31 protein-coding genes and 1 pseudogene are annotated in these 25,650 nt (G+C 50.1%); 21 read left to right on the forward strand and 11 right to left on the reverse strand.

All coding sequences use genetic code 11. The features are described 5' to 3' along the window. The 10 genes and pseudogenes from Q1K24_RS00005 to Q1K24_RS00050 form a co-directional block, all read left to right on the forward strand. Positions 1–383: pseudogene (locus Q1K24_RS00005) on the forward strand (nitric-oxide reductase); the annotation flags it as partial. 71 nt (positions 384–454) lie between these two features. Further along, positions 455–610: a hypothetical protein gene (locus tag Q1K24_RS00010; RefSeq protein ID WP_300364376.1), complete on the forward strand. Its 156-nt coding sequence runs from the start codon at positions 455–457 to the stop codon at positions 608–610. Positions 611–661: 51 nt separating this feature from the next. Further along, positions 662–2,371 carry a nitrite reductase gene (locus Q1K24_RS00015; RefSeq protein ID WP_300364378.1) on the forward strand — a complete coding sequence of 570 codons (1,710 nt, stop codon included), beginning with the start codon at positions 662–664 and terminating at the stop codon, positions 2,369–2,371. A gap of 67 nt (positions 2,372–2,438) precedes the next feature. After that, positions 2,439–3,548, forward strand: a complete 1,110-nt coding sequence (locus Q1K24_RS00020) for a multiheme c-type cytochrome (protein ID WP_300364380.1) — start codon at positions 2,439–2,441, stop codon at positions 3,546–3,548. A 7-nt stretch (positions 3,549–3,555) separates the two neighbouring features. Continuing rightward, a complete protein-coding gene (locus Q1K24_RS00025; protein ID WP_300364382.1) occupies positions 3,556–3,867 on the forward strand; it encodes a cytochrome c in 312 nt (103 codons plus the stop codon). Continuing rightward, entirely contained in the window at positions 3,864–5,081 is a 1,218-nt protein-coding gene (locus tag Q1K24_RS00030) for a cytochrome D1 domain-containing protein (protein ID WP_300364383.1), read from the forward strand. The genes Q1K24_RS00025 and Q1K24_RS00030 overlap by 4 nt, the downstream gene beginning before the upstream one ends. Beyond that, positions 5,081–6,211, forward strand: a complete 1,131-nt coding sequence (locus tag Q1K24_RS00035; RefSeq protein ID WP_300364385.1) for a radical SAM protein — start codon at positions 5,081–5,083, stop codon at positions 6,209–6,211. The genes Q1K24_RS00030 and Q1K24_RS00035 overlap by 1 nt, the downstream gene beginning before the upstream one ends. Positions 6,212–6,322: 111 nt before the next feature. Then, positions 6,323–7,069, forward strand: coding sequence for a uroporphyrinogen-III C-methyltransferase (cobA, locus tag Q1K24_RS00040; protein WP_300364387.1), 747 nt, complete (start codon positions 6,323–6,325; stop codon positions 7,067–7,069). 82 nt (positions 7,070–7,151) lie between these two features. Continuing rightward, positions 7,152–8,276, forward strand: a complete 1,125-nt coding sequence (locus Q1K24_RS00045; protein ID WP_300364389.1) for a cytochrome c peroxidase — start codon at positions 7,152–7,154, stop codon at positions 8,274–8,276. Next, positions 8,273–8,674 (forward strand): thioredoxin family protein, encoded by a 402-nt coding sequence (locus Q1K24_RS00050; RefSeq protein ID WP_300364390.1) that lies wholly within the window; start codon positions 8,273–8,275, stop codon positions 8,672–8,674. Before Q1K24_RS00045 ends, Q1K24_RS00050 begins: the two co-directional genes overlap by 4 nt. On the opposite strand, the gene Q1K24_RS00055 is transcribed toward Q1K24_RS00050, so the two are convergent. Next, positions 8,630–9,013, reverse strand: coding sequence for a hypothetical protein (locus tag Q1K24_RS00055; RefSeq protein ID WP_300364392.1), 384 nt, complete (start codon positions 9,011–9,013; stop codon positions 8,630–8,632). The two genes, Q1K24_RS00050 and Q1K24_RS00055, sit on opposite strands and share 45 nt — an antisense overlap. Continuing rightward, entirely contained in the window at positions 9,013–9,588 is a 576-nt protein-coding gene (locus tag Q1K24_RS00060; protein WP_300364394.1) for a bifunctional precorrin-2 dehydrogenase/sirohydrochlorin ferrochelatase, read from the reverse strand. Before Q1K24_RS00060 ends, Q1K24_RS00055 begins: the two co-directional genes overlap by 1 nt. A gap of 126 nt (positions 9,589–9,714) precedes the next feature. On the opposite strand from Q1K24_RS00060, the gene Q1K24_RS00065 reads away from it, so the two are divergent. The 3 genes from Q1K24_RS00065 (at position 9,715) to Q1K24_RS00075 (ending at position 12,720) form a co-directional block, all read left to right on the forward strand. Continuing rightward, positions 9,715–10,710, forward strand: a complete 996-nt coding sequence (locus tag Q1K24_RS00065; protein WP_300364396.1) for an Lrp/AsnC family transcriptional regulator — start codon at positions 9,715–9,717, stop codon at positions 10,708–10,710. 95 nt (positions 10,711–10,805) lie between these two features. Next, positions 10,806–12,011, forward strand: coding sequence for an ATP-binding protein (locus Q1K24_RS00070; RefSeq protein WP_300364398.1), 1,206 nt, complete (start codon positions 10,806–10,808; stop codon positions 12,009–12,011). Between the two features lie 28 nt (positions 12,012–12,039). Continuing rightward, positions 12,040–12,720, forward strand: a complete 681-nt coding sequence (locus Q1K24_RS00075; RefSeq protein WP_300364400.1) for a response regulator transcription factor — start codon at positions 12,040–12,042, stop codon at positions 12,718–12,720. A gap of 7 nt (positions 12,721–12,727) precedes the next feature. Here Q1K24_RS00075 and Q1K24_RS00080 read toward each other — a convergent pair whose 3' ends face one another. The 3 genes from Q1K24_RS00080 to Q1K24_RS00090 all read right to left on the reverse strand — a co-directional run bounded on the left by Q1K24_RS00080 (position 12,728) and on the right by Q1K24_RS00090 (position 15,768). After that, positions 12,728–13,402: an anaerobic ribonucleoside-triphosphate reductase activating protein gene (locus tag Q1K24_RS00080; RefSeq protein ID WP_300364402.1), complete on the reverse strand. Its 675-nt coding sequence runs from the start codon at positions 13,400–13,402 to the stop codon at positions 12,728–12,730. Position 13,403: 1 nt separating this feature from the next. Next, on the reverse strand, positions 13,404–13,556 hold the full coding sequence (nrdD, locus tag Q1K24_RS00085; RefSeq protein WP_300364404.1) for an anaerobic ribonucleoside-triphosphate reductase: 153 nt from the start codon (positions 13,554–13,556) through the stop codon (positions 13,404–13,406). Between the two features lie 73 nt (positions 13,557–13,629). After that, complete coding sequence (locus Q1K24_RS00090; RefSeq protein WP_300364508.1) at positions 13,630–15,768, reverse strand: ribonucleoside triphosphate reductase; 2,139 nt, start codon at positions 15,766–15,768, stop codon at positions 13,630–13,632. Positions 15,769–16,262: 494 nt separating this feature from the next. Between Q1K24_RS00090 and Q1K24_RS00095 the strand changes: the two genes are divergently transcribed. From Q1K24_RS00095 to Q1K24_RS00110, 4 genes are read left to right on the forward strand one after another with little or no spacing between them, the layout of a single operon-like run. Beyond that, positions 16,263–16,694, forward strand: a complete 432-nt coding sequence (locus Q1K24_RS00095; RefSeq protein WP_300364406.1) for a hemerythrin domain-containing protein — start codon at positions 16,263–16,265, stop codon at positions 16,692–16,694. An 11-nt stretch (positions 16,695–16,705) separates the two neighbouring features. Then, a complete protein-coding gene (locus tag Q1K24_RS00100; RefSeq protein WP_300364408.1) occupies positions 16,706–16,963 on the forward strand; it encodes a DUF2249 domain-containing protein in 258 nt (85 codons plus the stop codon). Beyond that, on the forward strand, positions 16,956–18,221 hold the full coding sequence (locus Q1K24_RS00105; RefSeq protein ID WP_300364410.1) for a hypothetical protein: 1,266 nt from the start codon (positions 16,956–16,958) through the stop codon (positions 18,219–18,221). Before Q1K24_RS00100 ends, Q1K24_RS00105 begins: the two co-directional genes overlap by 8 nt. After that, on the forward strand, positions 18,218–18,820 hold the full coding sequence (locus tag Q1K24_RS00110; protein WP_300364412.1) for an FmdE family protein: 603 nt from the start codon (positions 18,218–18,220) through the stop codon (positions 18,818–18,820). The genes Q1K24_RS00105 and Q1K24_RS00110 overlap by 4 nt, the downstream gene beginning before the upstream one ends. Before the next feature lie 79 nt (positions 18,821–18,899). On the opposite strand, the gene Q1K24_RS00115 is transcribed toward Q1K24_RS00110, so the two are convergent. The 5 genes from Q1K24_RS00115 to Q1K24_RS00135 form a co-directional block, all read right to left on the reverse strand. Next, positions 18,900–19,409 carry a DUF1858 domain-containing protein gene (locus Q1K24_RS00115; RefSeq protein WP_300364414.1) on the reverse strand — a complete coding sequence of 170 codons (510 nt, stop codon included), beginning with the start codon at positions 19,407–19,409 and terminating at the stop codon, positions 18,900–18,902. Continuing rightward, entirely contained in the window at positions 19,378–19,671 is a 294-nt protein-coding gene (locus tag Q1K24_RS00120) for a hypothetical protein (protein ID WP_300364416.1), read from the reverse strand. Before Q1K24_RS00120 ends, Q1K24_RS00115 begins: the two co-directional genes overlap by 32 nt. 136 nt (positions 19,672–19,807) lie before the next feature. Next, positions 19,808–20,119 (reverse strand): metal-sulfur cluster assembly factor, encoded by a 312-nt coding sequence (locus tag Q1K24_RS00125; RefSeq protein ID WP_300364418.1) that lies wholly within the window; start codon positions 20,117–20,119, stop codon positions 19,808–19,810. Beyond that, positions 20,112–21,356, reverse strand: coding sequence for a hypothetical protein (locus tag Q1K24_RS00130; RefSeq protein WP_300364510.1), 1,245 nt, complete (start codon positions 21,354–21,356; stop codon positions 20,112–20,114). Before Q1K24_RS00130 ends, Q1K24_RS00125 begins: the two co-directional genes overlap by 8 nt. 33 nt (positions 21,357–21,389) lie before the next feature. Next, a complete protein-coding gene (locus Q1K24_RS00135) occupies positions 21,390–21,737 on the reverse strand; it encodes a hypothetical protein (protein WP_300364420.1) in 348 nt (115 codons plus the stop codon). A 376-nt stretch (positions 21,738–22,113) separates the two neighbouring features. Between Q1K24_RS00135 and Q1K24_RS00140 the strand changes: the two genes are divergently transcribed. The 4 genes from Q1K24_RS00140 to Q1K24_RS00155 all read left to right on the forward strand — a co-directional run bounded on the left by Q1K24_RS00140 (position 22,114) and on the right by Q1K24_RS00155 (position 24,513). Next, entirely contained in the window at positions 22,114–22,851 is a 738-nt protein-coding gene (locus Q1K24_RS00140; RefSeq protein ID WP_300364422.1) for a YebC/PmpR family DNA-binding transcriptional regulator, read from the forward strand. 468 nt (positions 22,852–23,319) lie between these two features. Continuing rightward, on the forward strand, positions 23,320–23,547 hold the full coding sequence (locus Q1K24_RS00145; RefSeq protein WP_300364424.1) for a hypothetical protein: 228 nt from the start codon (positions 23,320–23,322) through the stop codon (positions 23,545–23,547). After that, positions 23,544–24,167: a hypothetical protein gene (locus Q1K24_RS00150; RefSeq protein ID WP_300364426.1), complete on the forward strand. Its 624-nt coding sequence runs from the start codon at positions 23,544–23,546 to the stop codon at positions 24,165–24,167. Before Q1K24_RS00145 ends, Q1K24_RS00150 begins: the two co-directional genes overlap by 4 nt. A gap of 61 nt (positions 24,168–24,228) precedes the next feature. Next, a complete protein-coding gene (locus Q1K24_RS00155; protein ID WP_300364512.1) occupies positions 24,229–24,513 on the forward strand; it encodes a NifU family protein in 285 nt (94 codons plus the stop codon). Positions 24,514–24,544: 31 nt separating this feature from the next. On the opposite strand, the gene Q1K24_RS00160 is transcribed toward Q1K24_RS00155, so the two are convergent. Beyond that, positions 24,545–25,447, reverse strand: a complete 903-nt coding sequence (locus tag Q1K24_RS00160; protein WP_300364428.1) for a DMT family transporter — start codon at positions 25,445–25,447, stop codon at positions 24,545–24,547. Positions 25,448–25,650: the final 203 nt, after the last annotated feature.

Consider the following 25,650-nt stretch of genomic DNA (forward strand, 5'->3'; position numbering starts at 1 on the left):
TCTTCGGTGCCTATGCGACGATTCTGATCGGTATGATGTATCTGGGAGTACAGGGTGCCTATGGCATCAAAAAGATGACAATGACATTCAAAACAAAAATGTCACTCTTCCTGATCATCTTCGGTGTCCTCGGCATGGCAGTTGCGCTGACGATCGCAGGCTATGAACAGGTACTTGTCGAACGTGCGGATCTCGGCGGCGGTTGGGATGCTTTCTTCATCGCACAGGAGCTTCCGTGGATGGTACAGGCACAGGCCTGGCGTCTGGTGATGGGTCTGGTGACCTTTACAGGGTTCGTCTATCTGGCATGGGATCTTCTTACGATCGGTGCCGCTAAAGCGACCGAACAGGAATCCGAAGGTGTCGCAGCAGCCGCTGCATGACACATAAAAGTAGGGAAAAGGCAACTTTTCCTTACGGTTTATATTTAGTATAAGATTGAAAGGAGTATACTATGTGGGAAGCATGTACCGATGTCGCATGTGGCAATCTGTTCGCCTGGTTGAACCAGGGCCCGTTGACGCTGACGCTTGTGTTGCACACGATCATCGTCATTCCGATGTTCTTCATCTACTTCCAGGAGAAGAAGAAGTTGGAGCAAGGTGAGTAGTCTTACGACTGCTTTTTGGGGAGGAATTCAACCTCAAAAGAAGGAGAGAATATGAGTATAGGAAAACTGCTTGGTATGGCTGCGGCTGTCTCGATGGTAGCCGGTACGCTTTATGCGGGTACATCGAAGATGGACTTCGCAAAAGTCTATGAGAAAGAGTGCCAGGGATGTCACGGCCCGATTCACCAGGGTGGTGTCGGTTCCGATCTTCGACCGAAAGCGTTGAAAAAGAAAAACGCCAGTATGCTGGCCGAAACCATTCTGAATGGTAAACCGGGTACGGCGATGCCGGAGTGGAAGCATATGTTCAGCAAAGACGATGCAGCGGGCATGGTCAGCTGGCTGATGAACTGGAAAAACACCGTCGAACTTCGCCTGAGCCTCGACGAAGTAAAGAAAACCTGGAAAAAACTGGCGGACCGTAAAGAGCTGCTGAAGAAATATCCGCACGCTGTCGAGACGGAGAGCGTTATGGATGTCGTCTTCGCAACCGAGCGTGACGCGTCGCTGGTCGACTTTATCGATGGCACGAACGGCAAGATCCTCTCTCGCCACAAAGCGGGCTTCGCGGTACACGTTACCGTGACCAACAAGCGGATGCCGCGCTACGCCTACTCGATCAGCCGATCCGGCCGATTGACGATGTTCGATCTCGCTGCTCCAGGACAGCCGGCACTTGCAAGCGTACAGGTTGGACAGGAATCTCGCGGTCTCGCAGTTTCTCCGGATGGCAAATATGTCATGGCGGGTAACTACAACCCGGGTGGTGCGGTCCTGTGTGACGCGCTGACTCTCGAGCCGCTGAAAGTCTATCAGACTGCCGGCGTTATCGATCCGGACGGAAACATTGTGCCGAGCCGCGTCGCCTCTATCGCCGATACACCGTATGGCCCTTATTTCGCGTTTGCGCTGAAAGATGGCGGTCATGTCTATATCGTTGACTACAGCAAACCAGATTTCCCGATCGTCGGTGACATTCCGAATATCGGTAAAATCCTTCACGATGCATTCCTGAACGAAGGAAAAGAGATCGGACGCTACTATATGATCGCGTCTCAGGGAAGCGATGTCGTCGGTATCGTCGACTTCAAAACCAAAAAACTGGCGGCAAAAGTTTATACCGGACCTGGCAGTAAGCCGCACCCTGGTCAGGGAAGCTCCTGGTATAACGAAAAATATGGCCAGCTTCATGCGACAGTCAGCATGAACGTCGGTAACGTTGTCATCTGGGACAACAACTGGGATGTTGTCGCAAATGTTCCGACTTCCGGCGGTGGACTCTTCGTCGGTACGAGCAAAGATACTCCGTATCTGTGGGCAGACTGTGTTCTTGGGACTCCCGAGAATTACAACAAAGTCTATCTGATCAACAAAGATACGCTCGAAACGGATCGTATCATCGAAGTCGGCAAGAAAAAAGGTAAGCTGATCGATGCCCATACCGGAAAAGTTCTGCAGACTTGGGATGCGACACAGTATCAGACAGTCAAAGGCAAAGAGATCGACTCCAAGATCTCCAAAGAGAAAGTGTTGACCTATACGCCGAAAAAAGGCAAGCGTGTCAAAAAGCCGGTCCAGCCGAGACTTCTCCATGCTGAGCCTGCCAACCATGGTAAATGGACATTCATCTCCGAGTGGACGACTGGCCGTATCGGTATCTATGATGCCAAAACAGGTAAGTTCATCAAGTACATCTACAACTTGACCACTCCTACATTCACTTACTCTGTCGAACATCGTCAGCACATTCCTGGCGCATAAGACAGACACGCTCTCTCCCCCCGCGGGAGGGAGTTCTACAAAACTCTCCCTTGGCAAGGGGCACATTATGAAAAAACTTCTTTTTTTGAGCGTTTTCGCTCTATCACTTTTCTCTGCAGATTATCTGACCAACAAGTCCTGTCACGAGTGTCATCCCGACATCTACGACGAGTATCAGACATCCTATCATTCGAAGACATACTTCAACGATGAACTGCACAGAAAAGTGGCCCAGAAGATTCCTGTCTACGATTGCGGTCGATGTCACATGCCCGCGGCGAAAAACCTGAAGGAAATGGAAGAGGGAAAGACGACACCCAATCCGATCCACAAAGAGCAGAAAGATGCCGTCTCCTGCTTTTACTGTCATCAGATCGCCTATGTCAAAAAAGCGCATAAATTCAATGAGATTACTATGGCAAGACAGGCGGAAGGATATAAACCATCCCTCTATGGATCACTCGAAGATCCGGACGACAGCGACAAACATGCGATGGTCAAAAGCCCGATTTACGACAAATACGCCTGCATGGGATGCCATTCCCACAAACGAAACAACCAGGATGTTATGATATTCAAAGCGATGGACGATAACCAGGACAGCAGAGAGTGTATCAAATGTCACATGCCCTATATCGACGGACCGGTCGAGAAGATGAACAAAAAATCGAGAAATCGTCATCGAAGCCACTATTTCGCCGGTATCCATGATGAGCATATGCGTTCCAAAAGTGTCGATATAACGCTTCGTGCCGACGATGGCAGGATTGTCGTCGAACTTGAAAACAGAATGCCCCACCCGCTCGTGATTCATCCGTCCCGCATGAAGTATCTGAAATTGCAGGTGATACGTGACGGCAAAACAGTCTGGCAAAATTTCAAAAAAGAGCCGACGGAAGACAAAGAGGGGGCCTTTTACACGGAGTTTGAGGACGAGAGTGGAAAGATTGTCGGAATTCCCTATTATGCGAAAAAAGTGCACTATGAAAATAATTTGGGCCCGAAAGAGAAAAAAGAGATCGTTTATAAGGTTTCTTCACTGCATAAAGATGATAGAATTGTGGCCGAATTGTATGTCGTGTTGGCAAAACCGAGCTGTGCCGCGGCTGCACAGATCGAAGACGAGAGTCTGACACGACCGATCCTGATGAAAAAAGCCGAAATAACGGTTGAATGAGGTACATGTGAAAAAGATAGTATGGATGACTCTTCTCTCATCGTTGGCTCTGATGGCAGGCTCCGATGAAGGCGAAAAACTTTTTAAATCCTATTGCTGGGGGTGTCACCACCAGACAGCCGAAGCGTTCGGTCCCTCCTTTAAGACGATTGCCGCGAAGCGGAACAAAGGTGAGATCATTGCACAGATTGTCGATCCGAAAGGAACCTACAAATCACTCGGGTACAGGCGTAATTCCATGCCGGCGTTCGACGACCTGAATGCAACCCAGTTGGATGCGCTGGCGGACTATATTTTGACATTCAAGGAAAATAGATGACAATAATGAAAAAGACTCTGTTGATTCTCGCCGGTATGGCTGTGGCCGCAAGTTCGGCCGACCTGCCCAAAGATCCGTCGCTGGTTCTGCCCAAATCGAGAGACAAACTTTTTGTCGTGGAGCGTGAAAACTCGGCGCTGGCCGTCATTGAAAACAACATGCTTGCCAACGAAATCAAGGATATGCACAACTTCAACCACGCCGTCGTGAAATTCCGGGACAATGACGGCTATGTGATTACCCGCGACGGCTATGTGATCAAATTCGATCCCATTGCGGAGAAGAAACTCAAAGAGTACAAAACGAGTGAAAGCGCCATCGGCTTTATTGTCGGAGACAACTACGTGGCTGTCGCCAACTACGACAATAAAACCGTCGAAATTCTCGACCGCGATCTGAATCATCTGCAGACGATCGAGACCGGCAGCAAAAATGTCGGAATCAAGGAGTACAAGGATTATCTTGTCTTCGCCTGTATGGACAGCGATGAACTCTGGGTCATGAAAGATGAAACCCCAACAGGCGAGACACCCCGTTTCAAACTCTATAAAAAGATCGAAAAGGCCGGAGAAGTGCCTTTCGACGCGATGATCGACAAAAATCTCTATGTCGTCGGCTTCTTCAATTCCAAAAACGTGGGTGTGCTCGATCTCGATACAATGAAATACCGACAGGTACCGTTGAAGATGGGCAAGAAAGAGCGTATTCTCAAAGTTCCGCACTTCGGATTCTGGAGTATCAGCGGCAAATACTTTTTCATTCCTGCCGTCGGTAATAAAAAAGTCTTTGTTTTCGACCACGATTTCCATTTCGTCAAGGCGATCGATGTAGAGGGAAATCCGGTTTTCACAGCACTCAGTCCCGATAAAAAGTGGCTGGCCGTTACGTTCAGCGGCAAGAAGTTTCCGGTCGTCCAGATTGTCGATGCGAAAAATCTCAAAGTGGTACGCCGTTTCGAGTTTCCTGGAATGATTCTCCATGTGCGCTGGTCGCCCAACCATCCCTATCTCTACTTCTCCATCAATGACAAAAACATGGTCCGGGCTTTCAAGGTTTCCGATCCCGATCCGAAAAACTGGTGGCTCAATCTCGAGTGGCAGGTACCCAAACCGTCAGGTATTTTCGTGTTTGTACAGAAAAAGAAACAGGGGAGTAGCAAGAAGCGGATAGATTCCGAACGCGAATTCATCCCGTTGAAAAAAGATTTGCACTGATGTTCAGACTCTCCAATCTCATCAAATCGGTAACGGGCGGCAAGAAAGAGCGGGTACTGGATGGCAGCATCGTCATCTGGAACTTTACCAACCGCTGCAATCTTGCATGCCACCACTGCTACAGCTATGCCGATCCCAATTCGGAGGATTTTCTGACGACGGAGTTCATTCTTGGGGCCATTCCCGAGCTGAAAAAGGCGGGTATCAAATTTGTCATTTTCAGCGGCGGTGAACCGCTGATCCGGCGGGATATTTTCGATATCGCCGAAGCGATGCGGGAGCAGGGCATCGTCACCTATCTCTCGACCAACGGTCTCTATGTCAGCGAAAAGAATGTCGACCGGATTATCGACACCTTCAACTATATCGGCATCAGTATCGACGGCATCGAAGCGGTGCACGACCGGTTCCGCGGGATGGAGGGGGCCTACCGCAAAAGTCTCGATGCGATCGCTCTCATCCAGAGGCACGGCGGCAATGCGGGAATCCGTTTTACGATCACGAACGAGACAAAAGAGAGTTTCTACCCGATTTTCGAACTGGCGGAAAAGATCGGAGTGGATAAAATCTATATCTCCCATCTGGTCTATAGCGGGCGTGGTCTCGACAATCTGAAAATCGACATTTCGAAAGAGGAACGGCGTGAATATGTCGAATTCATTATCGACAAAGCGTTTGACTATATCGAAGAGGGCAGAGATATCGACATTGTCACCGGCAATATGGAGATGGATGCGATTCTGTTTCTGGAAAAATTCGCGAAACGGTATCCCGATCTAAAAAATGAGATGGCAAGACGCCTGAAAAACTGGGGCGGTAACAGTGCCGGAAGAAAACTGGCCAATATCGACTGGCTCGGACGGGTCAAGCCCGATCCCTTCTTTCCGTTCTATATCGGCAACATGACCGAACGGCCGTTCAGCGAAATCTGGCTGGATGAGAGCAATGAAATGCTGCAGCGGCTGCGCGAGCATCCCCGGAAGCTGGGAGGATATTGCAGCGACTGTGGCGTCATTGATATATGTAACGGAGGATCGCGAAGCCGTGCCTACGCGATCTATGGCGATTTGTGGGCGCAGGATCCGTCCTGCTATCTCGAAGAGAGTGAAAAACGGATAACGAAAAACTAAAAGTTGGGATGATCTGCGCAGTGTGCAGACAAGATTTTTGATGGAAGCGGCGAAGCCGCATCCGGAACTTTTCACTTTTAGTTTTTAACTTTTAACTGAAAAAGGTTTTGAATGGGTAAAGTCTATCTGACAGGTGCAGGTCCGGGTGACATCGATCTACTGACGGTCAAAGCGCTGCGTGTCGTACGCGAAGCGGATGTCATCATCTACGATCGTCTGGCGAATCCGGATATTTTGAAAGAGGCGAAACCGGGCTGCGAATTCGTCTACGTCGGCAAAGAGGATGGCCGGCATACGCTGCCGCAGGATGAGATCAACGAAGTGATCTACCAGAACGCTCTGAAACATGAGAGAGTCGTACGCCTCAAAGGGGGCGACCCGCTGGTTTTCGGACGCGGTGGCGAGGAGGCCAAATATCTCAAGGAACGGGGAATCAAATTCGAGTTCATTCCGGGTGTCACATCGGCCATTTCGGTTCCTGCCTATGCCGGCATTCCGGTAACCCATCGGGGCATTGCCGTGTCGTTCAAGGTCGTGACGGGGCATGAAGCACCGAACAAGGAGCATTCCCAGGTCGACTGGGAGTCGATGAAGGCGGACGAAACGATCGTTTTCCTGATGGGTCTGCATAATCTCGGCAACATCGCCGAAAATCTCATTCGGATCGGACGACCGGAAACCACACCCTGTGCCGTTATCAGCAGGGGAACGACATCGGAGCAGAAGAGTGTGACAGGGACTCTTGCGGATATCCATGAGAAGGTCAAAGAGGCTGGTATTCAGACCCCGGCACTGATCGTAGTCGGAAAGGTTGTCGATTTGAAAAAAGATCTGGAGTGGATCGACGAATCGAGTTGACAAAAATCAATGATTTATTCGTCAGATGGTTGTAGGCTGAAAAAGTCCTTCTAACAAGATGGACTCCGAAAAAGGAGTGACTATGCGAACCCATCTGACGGTCCTGATTATCTCCATAATTGTTTTTGCCCTCTACTTTAAAATAGGTTTTTTGATTCCACAGCCAAGTGAATCGTTCAGAGTTCCGGAAGCGGATCTGTTGCGCAAAGAGGCGATGCGCAGGGGTCTTAAACCGGTTCCGGTATCGTGGCATGATGCACTCCACTATGTCGACAATCCCGATAATCCATTGAGTGCGGAAAAGATCGCCCTGGGGCAGCGTCTCTACTTCGACCCCATTCTTTCCAAAGACCGAACCATCAATTGTGCCAGCTGTCATGTTCTCGGGGACGGCGGAGATGACGACCGTCCGACAGCCATAGGATTCCATAATCAGCCCAATCCGAAACATCTCAATTCTCCAACAGTGTTGAATGCCGCACTTGCCAAACGACAATTCTGGGATGGCAGGAGTCCCGACGTCGAAGACCAGGCCAAAGGGCCGATTCAGGCACCTTTCGAGATGGCCATGACACCCGAAGAGGTGGTGCGACGTGTGAAAGAAGATGCATCGTATGTCGAAATGTTCAAAAAAGTCTTCCCGGTGGAGGGCATTACGTTTGATACAGTCACCAAAGCGATCGGTGCGTATGAACGGACACTTCTGACCCGCGGTTCGTTCGACCGTTTTCTGGAAGGCGATGACAGTGCAATTTCAGAAAAGGCAAAAACAGGTCTTGATCTGTTCATGCGTATTGGCTGCAAAGGATGCCATACCGGTATCAGTGTAGGGGGCCAAAGTCTGCAGATATTTCCGCTCAGACGATACAACTCGATTTTGGCACCGGAATCGCGATTTGTCAACGGAGAGCGTTATTTCGCCGGTTTCAGATGGCAGAAAGCACGTGGAGATGAGGCCTATCCGTTCCCGGATATCGGCGGATTTCATGGTCGAAATGGACAGTTTCTCTTTCGGGTTCCGATACTGCGGAATGTCACACGTACGGCTCCCTATTTTCATAACGGTTCTATCGAAAAAATCGAGGAAGCAGTACGCATTATGGCACGTCATCAGCTCGGTCTGACATTGAGTGACGAGCAGATCGGTCAGATCGTCGCCTTTCTCGAAACGCTGGAGGGTGACCCCGTCGGTTACCATATCCAATGATACGGAACCTCTGGCTTCTCTGGCTCTTCGCTCTCTGGCTGCAGGCAGAGACGATCCACTGGATGGGCTCCTTCGATGCCGCATTGAAAGAGGCACAGAGTACGGGAAAGCCGATGCTGGTGCTGCTGGTGATGCACGATTGCCCCCCATGCCGTAATCAACTGGCAAGCATGTCGAAAGAGAACCGCATTGTAGAACTTGTCAATGGGAAAACGATCGCGGTGATCGTTACGAAAGAGAATGAAGACTATCCGATCGAATTGCTCTATACGCTGGAGTTTCCGACACTCTTTCTGCTGTCTCCGGAGGAGAATTTTCTGATGGAACCTCTCAGAGGAGAGACCGAGACGCCGCTACTGCGTCGGCGCCTTGAAGAAAAACTCCTGAACGAAAGATAACTGCCCGGGATTCAGTTCCATCGCATCGATCCGGCTGCCGTTGTCGTCGAGAATGATGAGGCGGTTTCCTTCGAGTTTCAGATGCGTTTTCCCCCACTTTTTGAGGTAGTTGTCGTAAGCGAGAAAAACTTTGGCATTGTCGAGCTTCAGTTTGTCTCCCGTTCGTTTGTCGATCAGATCGAGCCCACCGAGAGTTTTGGTCATCTCATAGGGGAAATAGGGTTTGATCTTTTCGATGACTTGTTGATTTTTTTTCTCCGGCATATTGACAATCAGTGCAGAGATGGCAAGAAATGCGAAAACAGCCATAAGCAGATAGGCGATTCGTTTGCTGAACATCAGAGTTCCTTGTTGAAGAGTTTTTCGATATAGGCTTTGGCCTTTTTATCGAGCAGTTTCATCCGCTCTTTTCCTTTCGGCAGCGACGCGCGCAACGCTTTCATCTCCTCGAGAAAACCGGCGATCGAATCGGGAATGGCAGTTTCGATGGCGCGCCGCAGGTATTTGGCGACCGACGGCGAGATGCCGGATGTCGAAAAGGCGACGGTCAGTGCCCCTTTTTTCGTGTAGGAGGGGAAGATGAAATCGCAGTAGTCGACCGAATCGACGCTGTTACAGAGGATATGGCGGCTCTGGCATCTATCATAGATCTCTTTTTGGAGCTGCAGATTGTCGACGGCTACGATGACAACGAAGATCTCTTCGAGATCCGACGGTTTGTAGGGACGGCGGTGCATTGCCAGCCCGTGCGTTTGTGCCATCTGTTCGACGGCTTCGGAAATCTCCGGTGATACGATGGTGATCTCGCGGGTGAAATCGAGCAGTTTTTCCAGTTTTTCGCCGGCGATATGCCCCCCGCCGACCAGAAGGATCTTTCGATTGTCAAGTTTGATGAATGCCGGAAAATAGGCCATGAAACACCTCGGATAAAGATGCGGTAATCTTATCACAGAGTGGTTGAGAAGGCGTTGATACGCATCAAGGAAAGTGTAATGAATAAACCTTTATAATGGGCGGAAAAAAGAGAGACACAGGCGAGTATGGAAAAAGAGTTTTTGACAGCGATACAGAAGAATTTTCCGATTTCCGAGCGCCCGTTTGCCGAATTGGCGAAGGAGCTGGGAAGCAGTGAAGAGGAGGTGCTGGCCCTCTACAAACGGCTGAAAGATGAGAAGGTAATTCGCCAGACCTCCGCGATTTTCGACACGAAGTCGCTGGGGTATCGGTCGTCGCTGGTCGCTTTCAGAGTCGAAGATATCGACAAAGCGGCCACGATCATCAACGAACACCCGGGGGTCAGCCACAATTACGAGCGTGACAACCCCTACAACCTCTGGTTCACGATCGCCGTGCCGCCCGATACGAAACTCGGGCTCGAAAGGACGGTGGAACTGCTGGCCGAAAAATCGGGGGCGGAGAGTTTCATCATTCTCCCGACCAAAAAGATGTTCAAAATTTCGGTGCAGCTCGATGTCAAAGGAGATCGGGCGAAAAAGGAGAAAGTCAAGCGGGCCAAAAAGGAGCCGATGGAGCTCGAACCGATCCATTACGATATGATCAAAGGGCTGCAGAACGATATCGAAGCGGTCGCCGAACCCTTCAAGTCGCTCGTCGAATCGCTCGGCATCGACTACGAAAGGCTTGCACATGAGGCGGAGCGAATGAAACGAGCGGGCCTGATGCGCCGCTTCGCCGCCATTCTGTACCACCGAAAAGCCGGCTTCACGGCCAACGCCATGGTGGTCTGGAAAGTTCCGGAAGAGCAGGCAGAAGCCATGGGTGAAACGGTGGCGGCCTACAGCGCCGTGAGCCACTGCTACCTGCGCCCGGTCTATCCCGAGTGGCCCTATCCGCTCTTTTCGATGGTCCATGGAAAATCGAAAGAGGAGGTCGAAAACATCGTCGAAGAGATGGCGGCCGAAATCGGTGTAAAAGAGTATAATTACCTATACTCGACCCGGGAGTTCAAGAAAGTGCGGATTCGCTACTTTTCACCGGAGTTCGAAGAATGGGAAAAAAGGGTTATTGGTCATTAGTCATTGGTCATTGGTCATTGGGGAAGAGGGCAAAACTTTCATCAAATCTCAATGACCAATCGCCAATGACCCGTGACGACAACCGAAGGTTGTAAATGTTCAAACAGTATAAAGAGGCAATCGAAAGTTCCAATATCGTATCCAAAACCGATATTGACGGCTTTATCACATTCGTCAATGACGAATTCTGTAAAATCTCGGGCTACAGCAGGGACGAGCTGATTGGTCAGAACCATAACATCGTCCGCCATCCGGACGTGCCGAAATCGACATTCAAAAAGTTGTGGGATACGATTCTTGCCAAAAAGACCTTCAAATCGACGGTAAAAAACCGTGCCAAAGACGGAAGTACTTTTTACGTCAACACGACGATCATTCCAATTCTCGATGAAAAGGGTGAGATCGAGGAGTTCATCGCCATCCGGTACGATGTGACCAAAGAGGTCGAACTCAAAATGGCACTGGAGAAGAAGGAACATGAACTGGAACTTTTGAACAAAACACTCGAAGAGCGGGTAAAACTCCAGACACGGAAACTCTATGAACTCAATAAACATCTCGAAGAGCGGATACGGGAAGAGGTTCGCAAGAATGAAGAGAAGCAGAAGATGCTTTTTATGCAGTCGAGGCTTGCGAGTCTGGGCCAGATAATGGCGAACATTGCCCACCAGTGGCGTCAGCCGCTGACCGAACTGGCTCTTTCTCTCTTCAATCTCAAAAAAGCGGCGCAGAAACATGATACGCACCAGATCGATACGGCTTACAACGATGCGAAGGCACTGATTCAGAATATGTCGCAGACGATCGAAGACTTCATCAACTTTTTCAAACCCGACAAACCCAAGACACGGTTCGCATTGGCAGAGAGCCTGGACGAAGCTCTGCAAATTCTGGAAAAGACACTTGAAAAAGAGTACATCGAAGTACACCGGGACATCGATGAAACGTTGCAGGTCGAGGGTGTGACCAACGAACTCTCCCAGGTGCTCATCAACCTTCTGCAAAATGCCAAAGATGCATTCAAACAGCGGAATGTCAGAGAGCGCCGTATCGATATCCGGATTTACAGGGATGGGAACGAAGCTGTCGTTGAAATTGGTGACAATGCCGGCGGCATCGAACCCGAAGTGATCGAACGGATTTTTGAACCCTATTTTACAACGAAACATGCGGCACAGGGGACAGGACTTGGGCTTTTTATGTCAAAAATGATTGTCGAAAAGAGTTTTGACGGAAGCGTCAATGTAGAAAATCGTGATGGCGGTGCCCGATTCTCGATTCGATTGCCACTGGAGTCCTGATATGTCGTGTCGTGCCAAACTCTCTCGGATGAAAATACTCCTCGTCGAAGACGAAAAACGGCTTGCCCATCTGCTCCGTGAAGCGATCGGCGACTATTTTGCGGATTTCGAGATTGCCTATGACGGAATCGAGGGACTCGAACAGTTCAGAAAGGTGAAACCGGATGTCGTCATTACCGATATCACCATGCCGAAAATGACAGGACTGGTGCTGGCCGAAAAGATCAGGAAAGAGAGTCCCGATACGCCGATTGTCATTTTGAGTGCCTACAGCGACAAAGAGAAGCTGCTTGGAGCGATCGATGTGGGCGTTGTGAAATATTTCATCAAACCATTCGATCCGGAGGAGCTTATCGACTACCTCTGCAAACTTGCCGATCGGATCAAAAAGCAGAGTCTTATCCAGCTGCTCGAACCCTTTACCTACGATCTTCAGAGTGAACAGCTTTTCAGAAAAGGTGTTCTCGTGCATCTGAGCAAACGCGAAAGCCGATTTATCGCCCAGCTGCTGTACAGCCCGAACCACTATCTTTCCAACGAAATGATCAAGGAGAGGCTCTGGGAAGGGGAGGAGGTGAGCGACGAGCGGCTGCGTACGTTTATCAAGCGTGTCCGACAAAAGAGTGACAAACGGCTGATCGAAAACGTGTCGGGACAGGGGTATGTGCTGCGGCTCAAAGAGTCGTCAAAAACACCCGGTTCCTTATGACGGAGTGTCAGCGCCAGACAATCGGAAGGGTGTCACGCAGTGCCTGTTTGGCAAAATCTTTCGAAGGATGTTTGATATTGGCAATGTTGTTGGGTGTCTCGACAAAGGTTTGGAGGTAATAGGTTTTGTTGTAGCCCCTGTTTTTGAGTTCATGCATCATTCGATTGATATCGTCGGCATTCAGCAAATCGGCATGAACGGTGGTTCTGACTTCAAAATCGAACTGCCTGGCAATCAGAAAATCGAGTGTCTCGATAAATCTGAGATATTGGCTCGATCCGGTTATGTATCCGAATTTTGCACGTTCGGCCTTGTAATCGAGTGCGATGTAATCGATGAGGTCTTTCTGTACCAGTGATTTGATCTGTTCCGGTTTCAATCCGTTGGTATCGAGCTTGATCAGGAATCCCATCTCTTTGATCTGCCGGCAGATCGGTTCGAGATCGTGAAGGGTCGGTTCGCCTCCGCTCAATACGATTCCATCGAGCAAGCCGATCCGTTTACCCATAAAGCGCAACAGATCTTCAACCGTATGTATCCCCTCTTTCGAAAAAACTATATCACTGTTATAGCAATACATGCAGCGCATATTGCATCCGGTGAACCAGGCGATAGCCGCCAGTTTTCCCGGATAATCGAGATGGGTAAAGGGTGTGATGTCGTAAACGATTTTTTTGCCCAACTCAGTGCTCTACGAACTGTTTGCGCTGGCGATGTTCGCCCTTTTTGCCGATATTGAAGCTCTCCACCGGCCGATGGTACCCCATTACCCGTGTATAGACCGTGCATTTGGTACGTTTATGTTCCAGTTTTTCCAGAATTTTTTCTCTTTTCATTGGTGTCTCCTTTTTTTTGTTTGTAGGTCACTTCTCAAGACATTGGAAGTGAAATATAGGACCCGTGCGTTACTCATGACGCCACACCCCGGTTTTCGTCATCTCCTTCCTCCCATTCGTCACATAACATCAGCAGCTCTTCGTCACACTTCGGGCAGTATTCGTGTTCACCCGGGATGTAACCATGCTTCGGACAGACCGAAAAGAGCGGAGTGATCGTGATATAGGGGAGCCGGAAGTTGGTAATGACCTTTTTTACGAGATTTCTGCACGCTTCGGCCGAACTGATGCGTTCCCGCATATAGAGGTGCAGGACGGTACCGCCGGTATACTTGCACTGTAGGGTATCCTGCAGTTCGAGCGCTTCGAACGGATCTTCGGTCCAGTCGACCGGGATCTGCGAGGAGTTGGTGTAGTAGATGTTGGCCCCCTCTCCGGCCTGGATGATGCCGGGATAGCGTTTTTTGTCCTCTTTCGCGAAACGGTAGGTCGTTCCTTCGGCCGGCGTCGCTTCGAGATTGTAAAGATTGCCGCTCTTCTCCTGATAGAGTTTGAGCTTCTCGCGCATGAAGTCGAGTATCTCTATCGCGAATTCATGGCCCATTTCCGTTGCGATATGGTCCCTGTCTTCTGTGAAGTTGCGGATCATTTCGTTGATGCCGTTGACGCCGATTGTGGAGAAGTGGTTGTTGAAACCTGGCAGGTAGCGCTTCGTATAGGGGAAGAGACCGCGGTCATAAAGCTCCTGGATGAACCGGCGTTTCTTCTCCAGTGTCGAGGCTGCCATATCCATCAGCTCTTCGAGACGGGCAAAGAGCGCGTTTTTGTCTCCTTTGTGGACGAATCCAAGGCGTGCCATATTGATCGTGACGACGCCGATGCTTCCCGTCATTTCGGCACTTCCGAAGAGTCCTCCCCCGCGTTTGAGCAGCTCGCGCAGGTCGAGCTGAAGCCGGCAGCACATGCTTCTGACATGCCCCGGTTTGTACGCATCCTCGTTCGGGACGAGATTGCCGTTTTCATCACGGGTATATTGGCTGCCGATGAAATTCTGGAAATAGGAGGAGCCGATTTTGGCCGTATTTTCAAAAAGGATGTCGGTGTTTTCGCCGTACCAGTCGAAATCTTCGGTGATGTTGACGGTCGGAATCGGGAATGTGAAGGGCTGGCCGGTGCTGTCCCCTTCGGTCATCACTTCGTAATAGGCCCGGTTGATGAGGTTCATCTCTTTCTGGAAATGTCTGTAGCGCAGATCTTCCAGCGACGAAACGGAAGGGTCGCGCTCTCTGGCGATGGCGAGCAGTTCCGCATCTTCCAGATCTTTGAAAAGATGGTGCTGGGATCGGGTCGGGGTCTGCTCTTTCAGATCTTCGGGTACCGTCCAGTCGATTGTGATATTGGTAAAGGGTGACTGCCCCCAGCGAGCAGGGACATTGAGGTTGTAGACGAAGCTGCGAATCGCCTTTTTGATCTCCTCATAGCTCAGCCGGTCTTTGAAAAGATAGGGCGCGAGGTAGGTGTCGAACGAGCTGAAAGCCTGGGCACCGGCCCACTCGCTCTGCAGGATTCCCAGGAAGTTGGCCATTTGACCCAGTGCTTCGCGGAAATGGTTGGGGGGTCTGCTCTCCACCCGTCCCCGTACGCCGTTGAACCCCTCGTCCAGCAGTACCCGCAGGCTCCACCCGGCACAGTAGCCGCTGAGGCAGTCGAGGTCGTGGATATGGTAGTCGCCGTTGCGATGGGCGTATCCCTCCTCTTTCGAATAGACCTTGTCGAGCCAGTAGTTGGCGATTACTTTTCCGGCTGTGTTGTTGATGAGCCCGGCGTGGGAGTAACCGGTATTGGAGTTGGCGTTGATTCGCCAGTCGCTCTTGCCGATATATTCTTCGATCGTTTCGGTCGAATTGATGAATGTGGTGTCTTCGGCAAGGCCGTAGATATGCTCCCGCTGCATCTTGTGGGTGTGGCGGTAGATCATGAATGCGCGCATCACGTCGAAATAGCGGCCTTTGAACAGCTCCTGTTCGATCATATCCTGAATATCTTCGACGGCGGCGATGCGCTTGGTCTTCAACCGTTCCAGAACATGGAAGAATATAGTGCTGTCGTATTGGGTATTTTGGCTTTTGAATGCCGCTTTGATGGCATCTTCGATTTTGTAGGGGGCGAAATTCTCTTTCGACCCGTCCCGTTTGAGTATCTCTTTGAGTATCATTGTTGAATCTTTTATAGAACATTTTGGTTGTTGAAGGGCAGGAGCCGAAGCCCGGGGAGGGAAGGCTTCGGCTCCTGCCCTTCGATGCAAGCTAAAAACCTGCCATAAAAATGACAGGCGGAGTAGGAGCCGAATTTTTTCGGCTGATAAAATGATAGGATGAATCCACTTTCCATGCCATAAAAAAAGCTCTCACGAAATTGTCACAAAAACCGTAACGGCGGGGTTTGTGTGACATCTTCGTGACATCCTCCCGTCGGCTCGGTATCTGCTCCAGCCGATCTGATGTTGACGCGTATCAACATTTTGAAAAGGATTTTTTTGTAAAATCGGCTACCACATACCAAAGGATCGACGGATGGATTGGATTCTTGTTTCGTTTCTCGCCCTGACAGCTGTATTGATGGGCAAAATATTTCTGATGTTCAAATAATTACTGCGTGACGACGACTATTCAACACCTATTCTTTATAGAGAAAAGAGGAGAATAAATGGAAATTTCAAACTTTATGCGTGACGAGCATCGTTTGTGCGATGAGGAGTTCGCCAAAACCGAGCAGGCTGTCAACAGCGGCGATTTTGCCGAAGCGTTCAAACATTTCGAAACGTTCATGATCGATACGCTCAAACATTTCGACAAAGAGGAGGAGATTCTCTTTCCGGCGTTTGAAGCGGCGACGCTGAGCACCGAGGGTCCCACCTATGTGATGAAACTGGAGCACAACCAGGTGCGCGGACTTCTGGAGCAGCTTAAAGACGCCCTCGACAAGGAGGACAAAGAGCGCTTCTTCTCTGTCGCCGATACGTTGATGATTCTGCTGCAGCAACACAATATGAAAGAGGAGCAGATGCTCTATGCCATGTGCGATCGAGTGCTTGACGAGCAGGCGAAAGAACTTGTCGAAAAGATGAAAGCCCATTGAACGGGATTGAGATGCTCCATCTGGATGTTCGGGGACTCAACCATCCCGAACCGCTCGAGCGTTCCGTCGGGATGATGAAGCGTCTGAGCGATACGAACTGCCTGCATCTTCATATTCACCGCTATCCCAAGCCGCTGTTGATGATAGCACAGAAACAGGGTCTTCTATTCGACGGCTGTGAGACACCGGCAGGAGAGTGGCACATTCTTTTTACCCGAAACCCGTCGCTCGATCTGAAAACGATGCTGCAAGAGCTGTGCGATGTTTAACCAGGGACTTTCACTCGATCAGGCACCACCGTTCGAGGTCGTTCTGCGTTTCTTTCTGACGATTCCATTTTTTGGCATTCTGACGGCACTGGCGCTTTTGGGTGCCGATCTGTCGGCCATCGGTGTATGGGATGCACCACAAACCGTTGCGATTGTCCATCTCGTGGTGCTGGGCATGGCAGGTATGGCAATGGTGGGTGCACTCTTTCAGATGCTTCCGGTTCTGGCCGGCGCATCGATCAGGGACCCGATCTATCATGCCCGCTGGATTCACGCCCTGATGGCGCTTGGAACGATCATGCTGAGCGGCGGGTTTTTCTATGGTGTGACGATGCTCTTTCATACGGCGCTGGTCCTGCTTCTCGGATCGCTGGGATTCGTCGTCTTTCTGATGTTCTCCAAACTGCTGCGTGTCGAAAACAAAACACCGTCGGTCGTCGGTATGATCGTCGCTATCGCCGGTCTGGGATTCGGCCTCTTTTTTGCCTTTCTGGTGATGCTGGTGTTCATCGGTGTGGATATCGGTCTGGCGCCGCAGGGGCTGCGCACAATCCATATGCATTTCATGCTGTTCGGATGGATCGCCGCCCTGATCATGGCAGTGGCATTTCAGGTGATCGAGATGTTTTACGTTACACCGCCATATCCCGAGAGTATCCGCAAATGGTTTCCGATGACGATGCTCGCCATTCTGGTTCTTCAGGTGCCTTTTTACCTCATTTCCGGGACTTTCGTTGTCGTACTCGATATCGCCGTCGGTATCCTGCTCGCTCTTTTTGCGCTGGTGACACTGAAGCGCCTTACCCAGAGAAAACGGCCGGTCGCCGATACGACGGTCTGGCTCTGGCGCACCGGGCTATCGGCTCTTCTTGCTGCCGTTTTGTTCGCATTTATCTATCTTGTGGTGGGGAATGACGGACTCTTCAATATGGCGGCACTGCTCTTCGGATATTTCGTTGTCAGTATCATATTTGCGATGAGTTACAAAATCATTCCTTTTCTGGTCTGGTTTCACCTCAATGCCAAAGGGGTGATGGAGTGCCCGATGATGGGTGATATTATCGTCGCCAAAAGGATGAAGTGGCATCTGTGGACCCACTGGGCCCTGATCGCGACGGCCGCTGCCGCACTTGTTTTGCCGCTTTTCTGGAAGGTCACTGCGATTCTGTTTCTGGCGGAATCTCTTCTTTTCGGAACCAATCTTTTCGGAGCGGCCCGTATTTACAACAATCTCAAAGACAAAGGACTACTATCATGACCTATCCCTCTTTTTTCGACGAAGTCGAACCGATCGATACGCTCGATCCTCTCGCGGATATTCTTGGAGCCGTCGAGCAGGGACGAATCACCTACGACTATATCGATATGGTCAAACTGGCGGGACACTCCTGTCCGACGGTGGCCGGTGCATGGCTGATAACGAAAATCGGTCTTGAAAAGCTCTATGGCGACGATCTGCCTGTGCGCGGCAATATCAAGGTCGAACTCCGCGGGGCGTTGGATGAAGGCGTTGAAGGGGTGATCGGCAGCTGTATCGGTCTCGTTACCGGTGCCGCGAATGAAGGGGGTTTCAAAGGACTCGGCGGCAGAATGGCGCGGAACAACCGGCTTCTTTACGGTGTAGAGATGGAGGGTGAAGTACGCATGACCCGTCTCGACAACGGCACAAGCGTAGAACTCAGCTACAACCCTTCGATGGTTCCCGGCAATCCCGAGCAGCAGGTATTGATGCAGAAAATCATGCAGGGAACGGCTACACAGGAGGAGAAGAGACGTTTCGGAGAAGTGTGGCAGGAGCGTGTCAAGAAGATTCTGCTCTCCAAAGAGCTCTGGAATGAAATGGTGATCTGCTCGTAAAGTAAAGAATGTAGATCGGTCGGGCACGTTCGTGTCAGGAGTGCCCGATTCACCAATGACCCATAACAGTGCGAAGCATCTACTTCTTGATATAGGTCAAAAACCTTTCCTCTTCCGCTTCCGTCGCATAAACCTCGTATCCCTGCTCTTTGAAGGTGTCGATGAGCGGGGATGGAAGGAAATCGCTTTCGATCAGCAGAATCTCTCCTTTTTCAAGTTTTTTGAGTTCTCTGCTCACTTCGGCAAGCGGATTCTTCCCCTCATCCAACAGTCTGTTGGCGTTAATGATGAGTGTCGGTGCATGCTGAAGCCATAGCGGTGCTTCGCCGCTCTCTTCTTCCTCAACGATACCTCCTGTTTCGTCAAGAGGCGGTTCTCCAACCTCTCTGCGAAGTAAATTGACCAGCTCCAGTACATTGTATCCGCCTATTTTCGCTACCTGTGTGAGTGTCGCAATTTTCGCGACGGTCCGGCGCAAAATCGGATTTTTCAGTTTTTTGTATTTGGGATTGAGCTGAATCAGAAACGCTTCCAGCTGGGGATATGCATTCAGCAGATCATTGATTTTCGTTTTCGGTGTGATCTCCATCGTTTTCCTCTTTCGTTTTCGTTTGGCACGACCGGCTCTCGCAATAACTCTCTTTGCGTATGAACCATACGTAAAAATCTTTGATGACCAGTATCAGGCACCATATCCACAGGATATCGATGATCCAGTTGTCGGGATACTCCAGATAGAGCCGCATGATCGGCCATCCGATCAGGATCGGCCATTTGGCGTAGTAGAAGAGCAGAATACCCGCGCCGTAAAGATGGCGGAGTTCGTGCATCCAGGGATCATTTTTTTTCAAGTGAGACGCTCCATTTCATTTCGCTTAGTGGGTAGTAGGTAGTGGGTAGTTGTGCCGCGAAGCGGCACTTTGCTACCTACTAAATGAGCGTAGCGAGTGTCTCACTACCCACTACTTACTGCTCTTGGAGCGCTCGTTAGAGCGCTCCAAGAGCTTTTTTGACATTGTCGTCGGCCATCGAAATATTCCATGCCGGTTCCCAGACCACTTCGACCTCCACTTCGCCGACTCCTGGCAGCTCTTTTACAGCATCCTTGACCCACTGCGTCAGCATCTGGTGCAGTGGGCATCCGCGGGTCGAGAGGGTCATCACCACCTTGACATTGTTGTCGTCGTCGATGATGGCGTCGTAGATGAGCCCCATCTCGACGAGATTGAAGCCGACCTCGGGATCGATGACCTTTCGAATCGCGTCGAATACCTGCTCTTTCGTAATAGTATCAGCCATTTTCCATCTCCTCTTTTCCAAATTTCATCATCCAGTTGACACTGGTTACAAGAAATATCGCACCGGTTGCGATAAACGCAGCTCCCGCTTTGAACATTTCGTCGTTGCCGATGAGCAATGCAAACCCTGCAATCGCGACACCGCCGGCACTAAACCAGAATTGAAACTCTCCCATCTTTTTGGGAACCATGTCGGCGAGCATCGGCACCTTTTTCTTGCCGACCAGCGGGCTGTACCGTTCGAACCAGACCAGAAAGGGAATGATCTTATAGAGGTGGCCATTGATCAGGAAAGTGAAAAATCCCATGACCAGAAACCATGCGGCGGTCAGGCCGACACGCTCCGCACCGCCCATCACGCCAATGAAACCGAGGGGAAGGGAGAGCGCGAGTGAACCGTAGCCGAAAACCATCGATTTGAACCAGATGTCCGCCTCTTTTCTGGCGCGCGTTTTGTAGATGAGCCATATCTGGTAGAGGTAGAGCCCCATCGCACCGATCATGGTCAGCAGGGCGAGAAACCGGAAATCACCGGAATCGAACAGGGTCGCTGCCAGATAGAGCAGCACGCCGCCCACCATGATTTTGAAACTGAGATTGATCGGACGCTCATCGAAACCGTGGGAGAGTCCGAACATTGGCAGAAGAATCAGACTCATGCCCATGATAGTCAATGTGACATAGCCGCCGAGCACCAGAACGATATGGGCGTTCAGCCATTTTCCGATATCGATACCCACACCCGCACCGATACCCAGTGCCATCGCGAATCCTACGAGAATGCCGAGCAGCAGAAAGGCGTTGGTGACGGCTACGGTTTTGACCGTCAGCGAAATACGTTCGACTTTTCTGAGGGTCAGAATCGTATCGGTAAGGAAAACGAGCATCGAAATGAGCACCATCATGCCGCCGTATGGGAGCAGTCCCGGCGTAAGCCAGAATCCGACAACCATCAATACGGTTCCAAGTGCCAGCAGAGGCCAGATAAGGTAATAAAAATCGACACTGAAGTGCCCCACTTCCAGCACGACAGGTACCAGCTGCGCCATCGCACCGAAGATGATCATCATCACAAACCCCAGCAGAAAGAGATGGGCCCATCCCACCACACCAATATCGAAATGGGTGATGTCGGTACCGAAAGTCATCAGCACGAAAGAGGCGATCAGGTAGAAGATGGCACCGATCACGAAATATGGCGCAATCAGTCCAAAGGGAGGTGCAAACTCCCGTGACACATTAAACAAAGTTGTCCCCCTATGTTATTATGGTTATCCGTGGCAGGCCGTGTCACCGAGATTGGCCTTTTCGCTGGCTCCCTCTCTGTAACTGAAAATGAGTTTGACACGTCCATCTTCCAGATTTTCGACATCGATATCGTAGTTTTCGCCGATTTTATCCAGCAGGCCCATCGGCTTCTTATGGTTGATCATAACCAGCTTTTTATTCGGTTCATCGATCAGTTTCAGACCACTCATCGCGTTGACCATCGGTTCCGGCGGTCCGCAGCGGGATGTATCGAATTGGTAGTAGGTGATGCCATCTTTCGTGTACTTGTGAAAGTCCACGGTCGCACCCGGAACTTCGATCTTTTCTGCATCTGACGGTAAAATTTCCATTATCTCCCCTTTTTTCGTCAATATATAAAATGAATTATAGACAATACTATACTAAAAATACTTGATGAGTATCAATCTATTAGGAGAACACTGTTCTCTCTTTAAGAAACTCTATGGATACTTCATGCCATCCGGATGAAGGCGCCCATTTTCATTGCAATATTTCCGATATCTGGTGAAGTTGTACAATCGATTCTGAATGGATATTCTGATAGTGCTGTTTCGATGGAATTGGATAGATATGTGCCCCGATGTGTTTTTCCGTCTACGTTCTATCTTTGACTGGCAGTTTTTTATTGCTGTGACTTTTGCGGATCCATTCTTTCTCCGGATTGCAGTATAATGCCGCCAAAGTTTTTACGTGAAGGATTGAAACATGGGACGCGCATTTGAATACCGCAAAGCGGCCAAACTCAAACGATGGGGAGCCATGTCGCGTATCTTTCCCAAGCTGGGACGGATGATTACGATCGCTGCCAAAGAGGGCGGCCCGGATCCGGAGATGAACCCCAAACTGCGCACGGCGATTCTCAACGCCAAGGCGCAGAATATGCCAAAGGACAACATCGAAGCGGCGATCAAGCGGGCCAGCGGGAAGGATGCGGCGGAGATCAAGGAGATTGCTTACGAAGCCAAAGGCCCCCACGGTACGCTGATGGTTATTGAAACCGCCACCGACAACCCGACCCGTACCGTCGCCAATATTCGTGCCGTATTGGTTCGAAACGGCGGCGAACTGCTTACCAGCGGATCACTCGATTTTATGTTCACCCGCAAAGCGGTTTTCGAATTCGACAAAAACGGGAGTATCGACCTGGAGGAGCTGGAGCTTGAACTTATCGACTACGGTCTTGAGGAGTTGGAAGAGGACAGAGTGCCCCAGGAGAACGGCGAAGACAAAGAGATTGTTCGCGTCTACGGTGAATACGCTTCTTTCGGGGAACTCGGCAAAGCACTGGAAGAGAAAGGTGTCGAGATAAAAAAGGCGTCGCTGCAGCGTATTCCCTCGGTGCCGCTGGAGCTGAGTGACGAGCAGATGGACGACGTGTCGGTACTTATCGACAAACTGGAAGATGACGAAGATGTGCAGGTAGTCTACACCAATCTCGCGTAATCATGGGAGAACGGTAAACAGTGAACAGGAAAGAGGAACGGAGTCGTTTCCCATACATCGTCTGCGATTCACGGTTTTCCGTTTCTCCAAACAGGTAGGACAACGAACGAACTTTTCAAAATGACCAACTTCAGGCTGCTCCATGGCACGGAATAGGTCGGTGAGAACTCCACGATAATCAAAGTCATTGGTGAGCTTTGTGTCGGTCATCGTCTATGATGGTGTGTCGATTACTCTACGAATAACTTCAAAACCTGCCACGAAGCCGGAGCGTCAAACCATTCGAAAAGGTGGAGCTGTAAAGATGTCCTATCTGAATATCGCTCTGATCGTTGCCGCAAAAGCCGCAGATAGCGAAGATATGGAGAGCAAAGAGGATGAATTTACTGACTTGTGGTGCGTTTTCTCCCCTGTTTCAGCCACTCATTTTTGTACGGCACAGGAGTTGTTGTTGGGTATAATGCTCCCATGGAAAATCAGCCGACTCTCAAACCGTTGAAACTCAAATCGGAAACCATCGAAAATCTCTACACCTTTTCGGAGATTCTGAAAAAATCGCCGGAACAGATTCTGGAAGATGCGCTGAACGCATACTTCGCGGAAGTGCAGAAACAGTTCATGGAGAAAAATATGATGGATGAAAATGCCCAGACCAATCTCAGCTACGAAGAGTTCTGGGATGGGGTGGATCTGTGAAAGATAGCCGTATCGACTCCAGCAGTCTGAAAAATCTGGCACAGGCAGGCGCGGGACTGCCAAAAGGTCGGGCAGTTTTTCTGCGTTATGTCGGCTTTCCCATTCTCAAACGGGCTGTTTCATTCGACAGGGCGCTGAATCATTTTGTCAAAGAGGGCGAACGGAGCGTGAAGCTGGCTGAACGTATCGATACGGAAATCTTTTTCGAGCGGGTTATGGTTCCCCATCTTTTCGGATTGGAAGAGAACTCCCGCTACTACAGTATAGCGATGGTCCTGGAACATCTGCATATCGTTGGTATGGCGCTACAGACACGCATACCCATACTCAGCCGTGGCGAAAAGCTTTCCAGGGAAGTGAAAATAGAAGAGTACAAACCCTATACACAAATCGGTTTTGATGTCATCGATAGGTATAGAGACTTCATTGTGCACTTTCGAGAGAATCTTTTGAAAAATCTTGGAGACATCCATGGAAAAAACCGTCATGAACATCCATGGTTCGGAGCGCTCAATCCGAAAGAGTGGATGGTGATGGGTGCAATCCATCAGACCGTGCATCGGCGGCAGATTGAAGCGATTTTAAAAGAGTTGAGATCGGGGTATTCGAGGTGTCTTTAATATCTTTTGTATCAAAAATGAGATACCCTTACATAAAAAAAGCAAAGGTTGAATGGTGAGTATGCCCTTTTCCGATGAAGATATTTACGAAGCGGTGAAACATCATCTGCCCGTGGTGGAAGAGTATATCAAGTCCCATGGCGGTGGAATGAATCTGCTGGGGGTGAAAGATGGCAATGTCTTTATCCAGCTCATTGGAACCTGTCATGGCTGTTCCATGAGCCTGATGACAACCAAAATGGTGGTCGAAAGACGTCTGAAAGAGCTGATTCATCCCAATCTGAACGTGATCAATGTCGAAACCGGACAGGAGGGTGAAATTCCCCAGGATCTCTATAGGGGATAAACTTCCGGTTCCTCTTTACAGATCTCTCCTTCTAACTTTTTTTCAAAAGCAAACCCGCCGTTACGATCAGGCCGATACCGAGCCATACCCATAGATTGGGAAACGGATCGCCAAGCATCCAGCCAAAACCGACTGCGAAGGGAATATTGGTATAGCTGACGACTCCGACGATACCCGCTTTTCCCAGGGAGTAGGCTTTGGTCAGCAACCACTGGGAGAGAGTGGAGATAATGGCCATGAAAGCGACGAGTCCCCAGGTTTTCAGTGACGAGGGAAGGGCGAACTCGGGAAATAGAAATTGCAGAGCCGGCGAAACGGTCACATAGGGGGCGATCAGGAAGAGAAGGGCAGGGATGAGAGAGCCCAGTCCCACGAAAGAGAGGACGATGACTCGTGCATCGTAGATGTCGCGGATCGTTTTGATTGTCGCATAGGCACAGGCGGCGAAGAAACCGCCCAGAAGCCCCAGGAAATGTTCGTAGCTCATCGAAAATCCTGTCGGCTGAGTGATGAAAGCGATCCCGGCGAAGCCGATGAGAAGAGCCAGAATGCCGTAGCGGCTGATCCGTTCGTGTATCAGAAAAAAGGCGAGGATCGCGACGAACAGCGGTGATGTTTTGTTGAGTGTGATCGCTTCGCCGAGTGGTATCACAGTAATGGTATAGAAAAAGAGGATCATTGCCGAGAAACCGAAGAGGCCCCGCAAAAGCAGCAGAGGAATTCGACCGCCGGAAAGTTTTGGCGGTGTATGATGCAACGCAGCCAGGATGATCGCCACGCCGATAAGGTTACGGAAAAAGACGATCTCCATGGCGCTGAGTTCTTCGCCCAGTACTTTGGCCACGGCACCGTTCATGGCGGAAATAAGGGCACTTGCCAGCATAAAAAGAATACCTGCATCGATGGTATGAATGGCACGGATCGTTTTTTTCATTCTTCGGCCTGTTTTGAAATCGACTGGAACCCATCTAAAAATTTGAAGCGGAATTATAGCAGTATGAAGTAAAATCCGCCAATGTGAACGAAATGGGGAATTCATGATTATTTTGATGCTGTTCGACGAGCCTGTTTACGGCAAAGGGTGATCAATAATCGGGTTTGTATTTGTGCAGGATGAGATCCGCCCGGGGGAGCTCG

The sequence above is a fragment of the Hydrogenimonas sp. genome, assembly GCF_029932565.1.
Lineage (GTDB): Bacteria > Campylobacterota > Campylobacteria > Campylobacterales > Hydrogenimonadaceae > Hydrogenimonas.

Excerpts from the sequence above, each read along its gene's own strand:
- Q1K24_RS00010 (WP_300364376.1), top strand. The coding sequence starts at position 455 with ATGTGGGAAGCATGTACCGATGTCGCATGTGGCAATCTGTTCGCCTGG.
- Q1K24_RS00015 (WP_300364378.1), top strand. The coding sequence starts at position 662 with ATGAGTATAGGAAAACTGCTTGGTATGGCTGCGGCTGTCTCGATGGTA.
- Q1K24_RS00020 (WP_300364380.1), top strand. The coding sequence starts at position 2,439 with ATGAAAAAACTTCTTTTTTTGAGCGTTTTCGCTCTATCACTTTTCTCT.
- Q1K24_RS00030 (WP_300364383.1), top strand. The coding sequence starts at position 3,864 with ATGACAATAATGAAAAAGACTCTGTTGATTCTCGCCGGTATGGCTGTG.
- Q1K24_RS00035 (WP_300364385.1), top strand. The coding sequence starts at position 5,081 with ATGTTCAGACTCTCCAATCTCATCAAATCGGTAACGGGCGGCAAGAAA.
- cobA (WP_300364387.1), top strand. The coding sequence starts at position 6,323 with ATGGGTAAAGTCTATCTGACAGGTGCAGGTCCGGGTGACATCGATCTA.
- Q1K24_RS00045 (WP_300364389.1), top strand. The coding sequence starts at position 7,152 with ATGCGAACCCATCTGACGGTCCTGATTATCTCCATAATTGTTTTTGCC.
- Q1K24_RS00050 (WP_300364390.1), top strand. The coding sequence starts at position 8,273 with ATGATACGGAACCTCTGGCTTCTCTGGCTCTTCGCTCTCTGGCTGCAG.
- Q1K24_RS00055 (WP_300364392.1), bottom strand. The coding sequence starts at position 9,013 with ATGTTCAGCAAACGAATCGCCTATCTGCTTATGGCTGTTTTCGCATTT.
- Q1K24_RS00060 (WP_300364394.1), bottom strand. The coding sequence starts at position 9,588 with ATGGCCTATTTTCCGGCATTCATCAAACTTGACAATCGAAAGATCCTT.
- Q1K24_RS00065 (WP_300364396.1), top strand. The coding sequence starts at position 9,715 with ATGGAAAAAGAGTTTTTGACAGCGATACAGAAGAATTTTCCGATTTCC.
- Q1K24_RS00070 (WP_300364398.1), top strand. The coding sequence starts at position 10,806 with ATGTTCAAACAGTATAAAGAGGCAATCGAAAGTTCCAATATCGTATCC.
- Q1K24_RS00075 (WP_300364400.1), top strand. The coding sequence starts at position 12,040 with ATGAAAATACTCCTCGTCGAAGACGAAAAACGGCTTGCCCATCTGCTC.
- nrdD (WP_300364404.1), bottom strand. The coding sequence starts at position 13,556 with ATGAAAAGAGAAAAAATTCTGGAAAAACTGGAACATAAACGTACCAAA.
- Q1K24_RS00095 (WP_300364406.1), top strand. The coding sequence starts at position 16,263 with ATGGAAATTTCAAACTTTATGCGTGACGAGCATCGTTTGTGCGATGAG.
- Q1K24_RS00100 (WP_300364408.1), top strand. The coding sequence starts at position 16,706 with ATGCTCCATCTGGATGTTCGGGGACTCAACCATCCCGAACCGCTCGAG.
- Q1K24_RS00105 (WP_300364410.1), top strand. The coding sequence starts at position 16,956 with ATGTTTAACCAGGGACTTTCACTCGATCAGGCACCACCGTTCGAGGTC.
- Q1K24_RS00110 (WP_300364412.1), top strand. The coding sequence starts at position 18,218 with ATGACCTATCCCTCTTTTTTCGACGAAGTCGAACCGATCGATACGCTC.
- Q1K24_RS00115 (WP_300364414.1), bottom strand. The coding sequence starts at position 19,409 with ATGGAGATCACACCGAAAACGAAAATCAATGATCTGCTGAATGCATAT.
- Q1K24_RS00125 (WP_300364418.1), bottom strand. The coding sequence starts at position 20,119 with ATGGCTGATACTATTACGAAAGAGCAGGTATTCGACGCGATTCGAAAG.
- Q1K24_RS00135 (WP_300364420.1), bottom strand. The coding sequence starts at position 21,737 with ATGGAAATTTTACCGTCAGATGCAGAAAAGATCGAAGTTCCGGGTGCG.
- Q1K24_RS00140 (WP_300364422.1), top strand. The coding sequence starts at position 22,114 with ATGGGACGCGCATTTGAATACCGCAAAGCGGCCAAACTCAAACGATGG.
- Q1K24_RS00145 (WP_300364424.1), top strand. The coding sequence starts at position 23,320 with ATGGAAAATCAGCCGACTCTCAAACCGTTGAAACTCAAATCGGAAACC.
- Q1K24_RS00155 (WP_300364512.1), top strand. The coding sequence starts at position 24,229 with ATGCCCTTTTCCGATGAAGATATTTACGAAGCGGTGAAACATCATCTG.
- Q1K24_RS00160 (WP_300364428.1), bottom strand. The coding sequence starts at position 25,447 with ATGAAAAAAACGATCCGTGCCATTCATACCATCGATGCAGGTATTCTT.